Annotated in this window: 13 protein-coding genes; 2 read left to right on the plus strand and 11 right to left on the minus strand. The window is 32.3% G+C overall.

What is annotated here, in order from left to right:
• Nucleotides 1–11: 11 nt before the first annotated feature.
• The 11 genes from C8C83_RS23690 to C8C83_RS23735 form a co-directional block, all read right to left on the minus strand.
• A complete protein-coding gene (locus C8C83_RS23690) occupies nucleotides 12–1,571 on the minus strand; it encodes a DUF1254 domain-containing protein (protein WP_121331002.1) in 1,560 nt (519 codons plus the stop codon).
• Nucleotides 1,572–2,095: 524 nt separating this feature from the next.
• Nucleotides 2,096–3,364 (minus strand): amidohydrolase family protein, encoded by a 1,269-nt coding sequence (locus C8C83_RS23695; protein WP_132011930.1) that lies wholly within the window; start codon nucleotides 3,362–3,364, stop codon nucleotides 2,096–2,098.
• 112 nt (nucleotides 3,365–3,476) lie between these two features.
• A complete protein-coding gene (locus C8C83_RS23700; RefSeq protein WP_121331004.1) occupies nucleotides 3,477–3,956 on the minus strand; it encodes a DUF1203 domain-containing protein in 480 nt (159 codons plus the stop codon).
• Between the two features lie 266 nt (nucleotides 3,957–4,222).
• Complete coding sequence (locus C8C83_RS23705; protein ID WP_121331005.1) at nucleotides 4,223–4,735, minus strand: PRC-barrel domain-containing protein; 513 nt, start codon at nucleotides 4,733–4,735, stop codon at nucleotides 4,223–4,225.
• Nucleotides 4,736–4,812: 77 nt separating this feature from the next.
• Complete coding sequence (locus C8C83_RS27280) at nucleotides 4,813–4,968, minus strand: hypothetical protein (RefSeq protein WP_165877253.1); 156 nt, start codon at nucleotides 4,966–4,968, stop codon at nucleotides 4,813–4,815.
• A 307-nt stretch (nucleotides 4,969–5,275) separates the two neighbouring features.
• Nucleotides 5,276–5,854, minus strand: a complete 579-nt coding sequence (locus C8C83_RS23710; RefSeq protein ID WP_121331006.1) for a DUF4833 domain-containing protein — start codon at nucleotides 5,852–5,854, stop codon at nucleotides 5,276–5,278.
• 285 nt (nucleotides 5,855–6,139) lie between these two features.
• On the minus strand, nucleotides 6,140–6,571 hold the full coding sequence (locus tag C8C83_RS23715) for a GtrA family protein (protein ID WP_121331007.1): 432 nt from the start codon (nucleotides 6,569–6,571) through the stop codon (nucleotides 6,140–6,142).
• A 1-nt stretch (nucleotide 6,572) separates the two neighbouring features.
• A complete protein-coding gene (locus C8C83_RS23720) occupies nucleotides 6,573–7,259 on the minus strand; it encodes a CDP-alcohol phosphatidyltransferase family protein (protein ID WP_121331008.1) in 687 nt (228 codons plus the stop codon).
• Nucleotides 7,260–7,413: 154 nt separating this feature from the next.
• On the minus strand, nucleotides 7,414–8,220 hold the full coding sequence (locus C8C83_RS23725) for a phytanoyl-CoA dioxygenase family protein (RefSeq protein WP_121331009.1): 807 nt from the start codon (nucleotides 8,218–8,220) through the stop codon (nucleotides 7,414–7,416).
• Between the two features lie 230 nt (nucleotides 8,221–8,450).
• Nucleotides 8,451–9,239 carry an SDR family oxidoreductase gene (locus tag C8C83_RS23730; protein WP_121331010.1) on the minus strand — a complete coding sequence of 263 codons (789 nt, stop codon included), beginning with the start codon at nucleotides 9,237–9,239 and terminating at the stop codon, nucleotides 8,451–8,453.
• 190 nt (nucleotides 9,240–9,429) lie between these two features.
• A complete protein-coding gene (locus C8C83_RS23735) occupies nucleotides 9,430–9,975 on the minus strand; it encodes a hypothetical protein (protein ID WP_121331011.1) in 546 nt (181 codons plus the stop codon).
• An 865-nt stretch (nucleotides 9,976–10,840) separates the two neighbouring features.
• Here C8C83_RS23735 and C8C83_RS23740 point away from each other — a divergent pair.
• Both C8C83_RS23740 and C8C83_RS23745 read left to right on the plus strand, forming a co-directional pair.
• Nucleotides 10,841–11,422, plus strand: a complete 582-nt coding sequence (locus C8C83_RS23740; RefSeq protein WP_121331012.1) for a toll/interleukin-1 receptor domain-containing protein — start codon at nucleotides 10,841–10,843, stop codon at nucleotides 11,420–11,422.
• Nucleotides 11,423–11,424: 2 nt separating this feature from the next.
• Nucleotides 11,425–12,861, plus strand: coding sequence for a DUF4231 domain-containing protein (locus C8C83_RS23745; RefSeq protein ID WP_121331013.1), 1,437 nt, complete (start codon nucleotides 11,425–11,427; stop codon nucleotides 12,859–12,861).
• Nucleotides 12,862–12,926: the final 65 nt, after the last annotated feature.

The following is a 12,926-nucleotide window of genomic DNA, read 5'->3' on the forward strand; positions in this document are numbered from 1 at the left end:
AAGAGCACAAATTAATTTATCTTTTCAAAATCACCCGGTACCCATGAATTATCAAGAGCTTTTTCGGTCGGGCCGTAAAGACGAAGGATGGCAAAATAGCCTTTGCCCGGAATCGTTTTTAGCCAATTTTTCGTTTTGCCTTCCGGTGCCTTTGGACCTATGTATAAATCAGTCGAACCGTCTGCATTTTGTACTGGTTTATCTTTTGAACCAAGTGACGGGAACGGTTGTCCGTTAGCATAACCGGAAGCATTTTCAGCTTCATATAAAGTAAGTGACCAGAAATTTGCAACCGGAACATTCGCCGGAAGTGTTACTTTATATGTTGTAGCAGGATTAAGATATTTACCTTCTTTATCACGAAAACCTACCACATATTTAGCTCCTTTACCAGGTGTTTGTGATGCCATTCCGGGACTCCATGAATAATAATCGGTAAAAAACCATATACGAGTATCAAGATCCATATAACCACCTTCCTTACGTTTCCAGTCTAACTCTTTTGTAAATGGTCCGGAAATATTATCAGCAGTAGCACCAGTCATTGGATTTACCCATTGACGGTCAGGATACATTAGAAACGAACGCCCACTAACTTTGCTGCTCATACCTACTACACGACTCATTTTATATGCTGTTTTAGCCGCTTTATCAAGAATGTCTTTAGTATGCTCGTCAGGATTAAAAGGCTGTCCTTTTATTATGCCCAATGAAGCCAACATTCCCAACCAGTCAGGCGAACCAATGTTTGCCGAATCTTCCGTATCTACAAGGTGTTTTAATTGTTGAAACGCCGAAAAATCACGAGCGGGAAGCATATTTGCCTTAACACCTGAAGCATCAGGAAATTTCATTGGTATTGCAGTGTTTTCTTTGCCTAAAGGATAAATTTTAGATTTCTCTACCAAAGAAACTGCAGGTGTCAATTCAGTAGGAAGCTCATAAAAAGAACGAAGAAAAATAAATACATTGTTAGTTCCTGAACGATAAACAAAATAACCGCTCGGTACTTTGCCTTTGTAATTTGGAGGCAATATCAAAAATTTACCTCCTTTACCTGCATCGGGACCAAAAAAACCAAGGTCTCCAAAATATTTACCTCCATCTACAGGAATTGGACGTTGCCAAAAATCTAATAAAATTCCCTGCAACATAGGCGGTGCTTCAAAAACTATTGGTCCGTCTTTACCCAGATCAACATAACTCATCGCATAAATAACATCTGAGTTTGGAGTTGTTACTAATGTATTAGCATCCAATCGTTTTTTCCAGATAGGCAAAACGTTATAGCCTGCACCAAAAGTTTTTTCAGAACCTTCTTTCATACTGAGTGTATTTATTAAAGGCAAAGCCCAAAGATAAGTTTGGCAGGCTCGTTGAAACAATAATTCATCTGTTAATGTTTTGGCTTGTTCATCTGTTGGACGATTTTCTTCAAAAGACATATTGGCCAAATCATCAAATTTTGAATTTCCATCTGATGAAACTGTTTGCACTTCTGTAGTTTTATTTTGCTTGCAGGCGGCAAATAGCGCTATCGATAACACTGCTATTACAATTTTCTTTTTCATGATTTACTTTTTAAATTTTGGTTCTTTATTTATTTTTTTCAAACAACTCATAATAAAGCACTAACAATCCTAAATCTAATATCCAGAAAGATTATGAAGTTAAATCTTTGTAATAACTGGTGGCGTTTGTGCCTTTATTGATTCCTTCTTTGCCTCAATATGCTCGGATTGATTAAAAAGGATAAATACAGTTTTTTGATTTTAATAATGTCTTTAATCAACTGAAAAACATTAAAGTATAAATTTACAATAGCACATTTTAAAATCTAAAAAAAAGTGGTTGCATATTATAATCTGAAACATTAAAATCCATGATACGCAATCAATTATTAAAAAAAAACAAAAGTTGATTAATCAATTTTCTAATTATTTTTCATCTTAATCATTTCTATGGAACAAAAAAATGCGCAAAGTCAGTCCCGAAGACTTTCGGGATTGCGCAGCTTTTTATGAGAGCATTTCGGAGAGCGTGATGGCAGTTAAGTTCCATCAAAAAATTAAAAGTGATTCTTATAATTTTATAATCAGTATGTTTTTGTATATATAATTTCACCCTTTCTAACCGTATATTTTACATCCGACAAAGTTCTGAGGTCTAGATCTGGATTTCCCTTAAAAACCACCATATCTGCACTCACACCAACCGCAAGTCTGCCATATTGCTTTGAAAAACCATATTTTTTTGAAGGTGTTGTAGTAAGCATTGCCAGAATCTGTCGGAAATTAAGTTGTGCCTTTTGCAAATAAACATACTCATCTGTTGGATCAAAATCATCCATGAAGCCAATGTCTGTTCCAAATAAAAGATTTCCTCCTGCTTCATTAAAATCTTTTACTTGTCTAATAGCGATAGAAACAAAATCTTCAATTTGTTGTGGAGATTGATTATTATTCGCTAAACTCCACTTCCAAAGTTTTAATGTTGGAATTAGATATAAATTCTTTTTAACCATTTGTTGAATCATTTGACTATCCCAAGGCAGACCGCCGTCAGGAGTGGTATGTGCCAGTATATCAATACCGGATTCTAATGAAACTAAAATCCCGTCATTTATCGAAGGATGTGCAAAAACGAGTTTGCCTTTTTTGTGGGCAGTCTTGATAACAGCTTTCGCTATTTCTACAGGCATCATCTTTTCGGCCTTGCCGGGTCCCATAGGAGATCCTGCAAATATTTTTATTCCATCTAAACCAGCAGCAATATTTTGGTTTACGATTTTTACAGCGACATCTACAGACGTCAGTTCCGGCAATTTTATATTCATTGCTTTCACATAAAACGGAGTGCCATCTTCTGCCGTAAGTGGAAGCCCGGTAGTCAGGATGAGAGGACCTGAGACGGAACCGTTGTTAATTCTTTGTCTTATGTTATTTGTGTTCTCTGGAAATGAACCTATGTCGAAGGCATACGTAAACCCATATTTGATTAAAAATTGTTCAAGATAGGCGGATAATTCACTATTACTTAAACTTGGCGCATTGGCAATTTTTGGATCGGTAAAATGGACGTGACTATTCCAGAATCCCGCTGTAATTGTTAAACCCTTGCAGTCAATTACTTTAGCACTATTTGGTAGTTTTACCTCGCTCTTTTTACCGACTGCAATTATTTTATCATTCTCAATAACTACGCTTCCTTCCAGAATTGCCGGATCGGTTGGTGAAACATATATAGTGGCATTGATGAACGCCAAAGCATTTTTAGTTGGTTTGGTTTCTTGTCCATTAACAACAGTACATTGTAAACTCAAGACAATAAAAAACGTCAGGAAAGTGTGAACAATATTATTCATATACAGTAAATTAGTTAGTTAATTTTGATTCTGATGAAATGTAAATAATTAGTATCAAAGACTATAAAATTTGCTGATTGTTACAATTGTTTCAATTTTTGAAAGTACATAACTACGCCCTTTCGATTTTACAAATAAAGCAACAAGCTTCTGAATTTCTTGCGTGAAGATATTCAACATCGCTTTTTGTTTCAAAGATTTCAGCAATTAGCAAATCGATATCATTATCACCAACTAATTTAGTAAAAATCATTTTTTGTTCTTTGCTATAGCCAATTAGGGATAAAGGAAAATTCTCTTTATCTGCTTTTAATTCTGCAGGGAAATTGTAAATATCCGAATATTGTTCCACTTCGTTTTTGTGAATAAATATAGGTCCGGATTGATTAAAAGCATTATTTTCTGAGAACGGACTATAAGCTAAAACCAAACGAATATCCTGGCCGACATTAAATGGTTTCAACGAAATTCTACATGGTCCTTTTCCTGTTGCTAATTGCTCGTAAACTTGATTACCAAAATTATCAATATTTGTTTTCCGAATTTGGCTTACAAACTCTTTAGATAACGGAACAATTTTAAATTTTTTCATGTTTTTTATATTTTAAATCAAAACAAATTTATATTCAATTCCTCTTATCAAAAATCCGTTTCTTGCTTAATTAAAGCCCTTCAATTTCTTCAAATCTTTATAAAATGGTTTGGAATTTGTAACGTATACATCATAAAGTAAAAAAGCTCTAAATCAATGATTTAAAGCTTTTTTGTTTTTCTTATTTTTACGATCTCACTGAGACAATTCTGTTTCTCTATGCAGTGCATAAACCCAATTATTATCTTTTGTAACTGATGAAAGTTTTATTTATTATCAAATTCTCTGCGGTTATAAAAGGAGTCATCGTCACTATAATACACAGAGTCAGGATCATTTTGTGGAGAATAGGAATTCATTACTCTTCTTTCATATTCCCTGTCAAAATTTTCCTGTCTATTATATCTGTTAGTGTTTCTAAAGGTATCATATCCTAAACTGTTCGCCATAACAATTTTCGTGTCTTTATTTATACTTACAGATCCTATTGGTATAATAATATGACTGTGACCTTCTTTATAAATAAACTCTTTTCCGTTGTCGTTTGCTATAACATCCAGAACTTCATTACGGCTGTCTTCCAGCAATCGTTTATCTAATTTTACATCCAGATATACAACACGTTGCATGTCTTTATTCACCCACAAATTATCAATTTCGCCTATAGTGCGGTTGTCAGCATCAACAATTTTCCATCCTCTTACATCAGAATAATTTGATGCGATTTTATAATCAGACAATTCGTCTAATCTGTATAAATTTTTATCTTTATTTTCCATAATTTCTTGTTTAATTGTATTTCTACATATTCGTTTTTCTGCTGAGTTTAATTTTGGTAGTTCTCAGTCATTGCGTTCTATTGTGTACTTGTAGTGTTTTCGATTTCTACACTGCTTTCAGTAGGAGTTTCATGATCTACAAAATAGATGTAATATATAATTCCTGCAATAATCATTAATACTGCGATCCAAGGCCATACTACCTTTTTCTTCTCAATTTTAATTTCTGCCATAACTTAATTATTTTCGATTTATAATAGTTTTAATAACAGTATTAAAGGTACAAATGAGAGAAAACTAAGAAGTATTTAATTTCAACAGGATGTTACAAAATTCCCAGTAGATTTGATTCGAATAATAGCTTTAATACTTGATTATAAAATATTTATACTGTTTTTTATTAGTAATATCCTGAAGACAATTGGGTTTTTAGTTTATACAAATAGGTTCATAATCTAAACACAAAAAACTTATCCGTAGCTTGGAGACTTCGAATAAGTTTGTGTTAATCTTTGATTCATCAAAGTATATTTAGCTATTTTATTTCAATAACATTCTTTCCGTAATTAATTTATTTGAGGAAGTCTCAACTCCTGTAACTTCGGCATACTTTACATTTGGTAACCAAAAAGAACCTCCTTCAATACGTACAAATATTTTTTCTACCTGAATTCTCTTCTGATTTACACTTACAAAAACATGATATTTTTGATCTGAATCTATCTTTTTCAAGGTTAAAGGCAACTTTTTATAGGATACAAACTGAAGCTCAAATTCCTCATTATTTACCGTTTTACTTTCTATTCCGTATGCAAATTTGCGTTGCATATAATTTAAATCTTTTTTTTCTCCGTTCTCGGCATATCGAATCCAATAGGCTTTTATAGGATTGCTTTTGTTTATTTTTCCATTTTCCTGATAGTTTATGGCATAAATAGCAGTGTTTATATTTGGGTCACGCTGAATATAAAACAACATATTGTCTATATTCTTAGGCGTTGGAAAATTTAATGGCGATGGATTTTTGGATTGTGCCATTACACTTCCAGAAATTATATTTACTAAGATCGTTATAACGATTAGTGATTTTGTAAAATATTTATTTTTTATTTTATTCATGATGAAATTTTTATATGAAGTATTGGGTGTATTTATTTTACCACATAGTCCCTAAGCACGATGTCATTAACCTAAGAAAAAATCAATAATGTTATGCCGAATAAATCTCTCGCAAAATCACAAAGGTTTGTCATTTCGACGAAGGAGACTCGAGCGATAGCGAACAGGCGAAGCAAATCACACTATCCCGAAGCTTCGGGACGCAATCAAAATCGCCAATCTTTGTCGATCATCGGGTGTGATTTCTCCTTCGTCGAAATGACAATGTTGTGTACGCCCAACAGATTAATTTGATTCGATTTTATTCTGTTTTTCGTTTGCCTTAAAAACCCAATATTTGATTAGTGGATAATTAAAACCATAAGAAACAAAACTGTCTGTGAGTAATCTTCCGATTCTATAATCGATTTGAAATGATTTTTGCAAAATAAGCGTACCAAATGATTTTAAGGAAATGCTTCCTAATACAACTAAAGCAAATTTAAAAAGCTGACTATTGATGCGACTGCTGTAACCAGATTGACTTTTGAAAACCCAAAATCTATTGATGCTAAAATTGATAATTGCGCCAATGGTTCCGGAGATTAAAATAGAAAAGGTAAAATGCAATTTAAATACTTCTGTCAATAAGATCATTAAGCCATAATCGGTAATGCCACCTACAAATGCCGCAACTTGCGCTTGCAGAAAAGTCAAAATAGATTTTTTCCGGAACATTTCAGTTTTGGTTTTTATCTCTTAGATCTCCAAGCTTTAAAAGTTTTAAGCTATCAATAGTATTGATTATAAATAAGATAATAGTGATTAAGACAGCCAAATATGTAATTGAGCCGAGAAATAAAACTTCGATAATTAAAATTAAAGCAATAATAAATCTCAGTTCTGTTGGACCAACAAAGCCGGAATCTATACTGTACTCATTTGTGATTTTGTAGCGTAACTGACTGATTATAATAGACCAACCATACAATGCGACAAAAGCAAAGGCTACTATTTGTGTGCCATTTTCAGCATAAATGTAGTAGCCAAAACCTATAAGTACAATACCAATCCAATCGGCAATAATATCGAGTGCAAAACCATACCAACGACGCGGAATATTTCTATAATAAGCCAATCTTCCATCCAGAGAATCGCCTAACCAATTTATAACCAAACCGATAATACCCAAAAGCAAATACCAATTTGTTACATAAGTACTTAAAACAAAAGCCAAAAAAATCAAACCCGAACCAAGCGTCCCTATTAAAGTGAGCAAGTTTGGCGAAATGAATCCAGGTACCTTTGGCAGCAAAAATACAATCGTAAACTGTTCTGCTTTTTTAAAAATATTAGTTCGCTTACGGTCAGAAAATGTTCTTTGTGCAATTGCACTATGATTTTCAACTTGTGTTTCTTTTCCCATTACTAGCTCAATATTTGAAAGCCTGATACTATAGCCAATTCTAGTTTTATAATTTTTAGTTTTACTTTTCTTTGCGTATTTTTAAAAAAATCGGTGGTACTTTTTAGCTTACCTGATCTAACCAGATAACTAAATGCGATAACAATCAGCATAATTATTTAACAATACCTGCAAAGCGTTGATAGAAAACCGTTGGGCTATTCTCGTTTTTAGGAGCATATTTTCCGGCTATAATCGGAATATAAATAACCCTCCTTCTACTCTCTTCGCCACGAATAGATGATTCTGCAACTCTGTGCCACAAACGTCCATCGTGAATTGTTAAATCTCCGGCTTCCGGATTAATAGAAACTTCCTCCGGATCGGCTTGATGATCCAAAAAGTATTTTTTGCGAAAAAGCATTTGATAAATACCTTGCTTATGAGTACCGGGAATGATTTTAAGACCTCCGTTTTCAGGTTTTAAAGTGCTTAAATGAATACCCACATTTAGCATTGGATTTAATTTTGCACCATAAAAAATATCTCTCAAACCATCTGTATGCCAGCCCATTTTGGTAAACTTACTTTCCGGACCATTGATATAATGATTGAAAACCATTCCGTCTTTTTCTTCGGTTCCTAATCTTGCGCCATCGCCTGCCAATGGTAATAAACCATCAAATCTTGGATCAAGTAAAAGACCGCTTAAGGTTTGATGATGTTGGTTTATAAAAGCAAAACGCTGTACAATTGGAGATCCGTCCAGATCTTTTCCGTATTTAATTGGAACACCGTTTACTTTTTGAAGATCATTTTCAATCCAATTTTGCTCTACTTGTTTTGAGGCATCAATGATGGATGAAACTGTTTCGGGATTTATAAATTTTTTGAAATGGATGAAACCATGTTCGTTAAAAAAGGCAATTTGCTCGTTAGTTAATTGCTCAGTAAGGGTAAAGGTTTTATAAGTAGATACCATGATAATATAGATTTATTAAATGAAAGAATAATTGTTTGAATTTTATCTAAAAGACTGCAACTACAGCAACAACAATACATTAGCATGTTTGTGTGCATTCGACCTTTAGGAAAATTAAACATATTTTTACTTTTATTTGACATACTCTATAGAATTAATAGAATTTAATACAAACATAATATAATTTTTCTTTTGCAAAGAATATTTTTTTTATTTTTTTTCGAAAAAATTTAAATTTTATAAATTCCGGCTGCAGTTTTTTCGATAAAACCCTTTGGTAGTATACGATTGGCATAAACCGAAATGATATTTGTAAAACCCGGAATAACTTCTGATTTTTTGCTGAACATGGCTTTTACGGCAATTTTTGCAACTTCATCAGGTTGCATATTAAACTTTTCGGCCATTTTGCTAAAAGCGTCTAAACCAGCTCTCGAAGCAAAACCTGTATCAACCGGACCCGGACTAAAACAAGTTACTGAAATGGAAGTTTTGGCAAGTTCAAAACGCAAAGCACGCGTAAACGATAAAACAAAAGCCTTTGTAGCCGAATAAACAGCCAGCGTAGGCACAGCCTGGTAAGCAGCCGTACTTGATATATTTAAAATATAGGCTTCTTTTTGTTGCGAAAGTATCGGTACTAATAAATGCGAAAGTTCTACGACCACATTCATGTTAAGTTGCATCATACCAATCTGATCGGTTAAAAGAGACTCACTAAAATCGCCCCAAACACCATAACCGGCATTATTAACCAAAATACCAACGGGATAATTATTCTCTTTTATCCAATTGGTTACTTTTTGCGATGCATTATTTATCGAAAGATCAATCGGTAAAATGGCTGTATTAATGCCATATTTAGCCTGAAGATCATCAGAAAGTGCTATTAATTCCTCTTCACTTCTTGCCACAAGCAATAGTGAATAACCTTGTTTTGCCAATTCATAAGCAATAGATTTTCCTATACCTTTGCTGGCGCCAGTTATTAAGGCAAACGGTTTCGTTTTTTCGCTCATTTTGTTAATTTAATAAATCAAATATAAAGATTAATTGTAAACTGTTAGTTCTGCAACGTGCATAATGGTTACTCTCTGCCACCCTACTCTCTTTATTGTATGCTATATTTTATGTTAGTTCCGAAAGCTTTTGCGGCTGCTAACTGTATCTTTGAACAGTTTTAATAACAAATTAATAAACAACTTTATATTAATTACTATCAATAATTTCTCTTTTTACGCCTGCTTTTTCAGCAATATCAATCATATGCTTTGTTCCGCCTTTGTTATCCCCCTCTTTATTATTCCATAAGGCAATAAGAGTTACATGCTCACCACCCTTTTTTAGTGCATCATTTAGCATCCAAACATTTGTATTTTCCCATAGGGAGTTTTGCTGATTATTATCTGTTTGCGAAAGTATTTTATACTGCTTTCTTTTTAGCAAGTCATCAAATCTTGTATCCCAATTTTTACCGGCAAAAGAAACCGATTCTTTTTTGAATTCATTTGGAGGCAATGCCAAATAAATTATGGTAGGAATTTGAAGTTCGTCACATATTTCATGAAATAAAATATCGCCACCACAAGCTCCACCAGCGATACCGTAAAGCTCTGCATTAGTGTTGTTCTTAATTTCAGATACACATTTTTTTATTTTCAATCTTATAATTTCCTCATTTTCCTGCGGAAATCTCTTTTGCACCCGATCTGGTCTATCTATTAAGTGCCCGCTAAATATTAAATAATGTTTCATTATGTTTTATGATATAATATTAATTTGAATCATAGGTACAATTTTATATTATCTAATCTGAAAATAAATTGTAGCTCTTTTTGCTGAAAACCAGATTTCGACCATAAAAAAACCGATTGAATTAAGCTCACTGTTTGATTTTTTTAAATTTACAAATTTAGAAGAAGAAATTGCCATCAACTGATCTAATGTTTTTAAATCCTTGTTAAAATTAAGTAACGCTTCAATTTCTTTAAAATTGGTTTGTTTTGGAAAAATATTAACCGAATTCCTATTCCAACTAAAAAAACAAGTATAAATACTCTTTGTTAATATTTTATATATTGATAAATTTGATTTAACAAAAAATCAAACAACTAACTACTAGACAGTTATTTATATCGTTGTTAATTTTTCATATACGCCCTATAACTCCAAAAAAGAAAATTCTAAACGCCTTTTATTCATTTTTCTTAATTATTCACCAAAATATCGATTACCTGAGATTTAGAAACTCAGGAAATAACAGAAGACGGTTTTTATGCAGGCATTAATGCTGGTTCAAAAAGCCTGTTTATAGGTACAGAAGGTGATAGAATTAAGGTAAATGAATATGATGATAAAGTTCAAAAAATACTTGGCATTCTGCCGACCCAAATAATTAATGGAAAACGGATACAGTTGCTGAAGTTTTTTTGATAATGGTTACTGATAATAAATTTCCGATAAAAATACTTATGATACAATTTTCCAATTATAGAAAATGATTTTAGAGAGTCTCTTAGGAACGAGTAATTCAGAAAACAGAGAAATGCTCTATAAAATTGGATAAGTTACATCAAAAGTATTTTAAAATTTTATTTTGAATAATTTTTAATTTTTAATCATGGCATATCAATATGACGTATTTATTAGTTACAAGAATCATCATGTAACTAATACTTGGGTAATAAAGTTTGAGGAAAAGCTAAAATACTGGTTAACTCAGGAATTAGGAGGCAATAAACCCAAAATTTTTTTTGATAAGGACACTATTGAAACGGGAAACATTTGGCCAAATACACTGAAGAATGGTGTTAAAACGTCAAAATGTTTACTTTGCATTTGGACACCTGAATATTTCAGGTCAAAGTGGTGTTTATCTGAATGGCTAAGTTTTGAAGAAAGAACAACCTATTTAAATAACTCCACCCATCAAATAATCCTTCCTATTCGTTTTCATGATGGAGAGCACTATCCCGCACAAGCAAAACTAAGACAGTGTACTGATGTTACAAATTATAGCAACACAAACAATGCTTTTTGGGAAACTCAAAAAGCAATGGAATTAGAGGACACAATAAAAGATTTATGCAAGACACTTGCAGTAGCTATCCAAGCAGTGCCAGATTTCAATGACAACTTTCCAATTATTGAGATTGATGATGAAAATCCAAATCCACCACAAGCAAACAGATATAAGTTGTAAGCATGAATAGCATAATAATAAACAATATAGGCAAGGTAATAACTTTCTACTCCTTCAAAGGAGGAGTTGGTAGAACAATGGCATTATCTAATGTAGCAACATTGCTTTCAAAATGGGGGAAGAAAATTTTAATAATTGATTTCGATTTAGAAGCTCCAGGAGTTGAAAAATATTTTACTTCAGCAGATTTTGTTTTTTCAAAAGATAGAACAGATTGCTTTGGTGTAGTTGATATACTTACCTCTTTTTCAAAAAAAAATAATAAAATTTCTTGGCAAGATTGTATAATATCAGCAACTTCAACAAGAAATAAAATCAAATGCGATATTATTTCTGCTGGAAAAGACGATAAAAGTTACGCCACTAATTTGCAAAACTTAAATTGGGACTTCTTATTTGAAGAATGTAACCTCGGTGAAGAGTTAGAAATAATGAGAAATGAATGGATACAAAACTATGATTATGTTTTAATTGATAGTCGAACTGGAATTTCAGATATTGGCGGGATATGTACTATTTATCTACCTGATATTATCGCATTTCTATTCACAACAAACGATGCCAGTTTAAATGGTTGCATTGACGTAATTAAAAGGGCCAAAGAATCAAGAAATAAAATGCCTTACGACAGGAGTTTCCTTGTAGCTATTCCAATTCCCTCAAGAGATGAAAGCAGAACAGAATTTGAATCTTCACAACGATGGAAAAATGTATTTGAAGAAAAATTAAATACATTATACAATGATTGGCTTCCAAAGGATATTTCAATAAAATCAGCAATTGATTTATTAAAAGTCCCTTACATTCCTTATTGGAGTTTTGGAGATCGTCTTCCAGTTATTGAAGAGGGTACATCAGAAAATAGTATTGGTTATAGTTATGAAAAAATTGCGCTCTTAATCAACAATGACTTTGATTGGAGTAAAGTAAAAACGGGATTGACTATAGAAGATATAGATACTATAATCGAAAAAAAAGAATCCAAATTATCATCAAAATTACCAAACATGGAAATAGAAAATTATATAATACAAAGAGTAGATGACCAAATTCGATACTATTCTATAGCAAGTAGTCGTAATAGATTATTATATCTAACAATTATGACATTTCAGATATTTCTTGGAGCATATCTCCCGATTTTAACAAGAGTAAGTTTGTCATTGAATATAGACTTACAGATTTCATTAATTGGAGCATTTATAATTATTTTAACTGGTTTGCAGGGAATAGGTAATTTTAAAGAAAAATGGGTTTTATATAGAAAAACTGCAGAGAAAATTAAACAAGAAAAGTTTAAATTTTTGACTATTCCAGATAAATACAAAGAAGAAGAATTTTTCAATTTTGTAAGAAAAATAGAAGAAATTTTTGCAAGTGAGAACAATGAATGGATAGATAGTGCAAAAAAGGAAAATTATAATTCGTCTTCAAAATGAAATAATTCTTAAATTTTTTTTTTGAAATAGATTTGGCAACAATTTTAAAGTTAGCAGTGCAAATT

Source organism: Flavobacterium sp. 90 (assembly GCF_004339525.1).
GTDB lineage: Bacteria > Bacteroidota > Bacteroidia > Flavobacteriales > Flavobacteriaceae > Flavobacterium.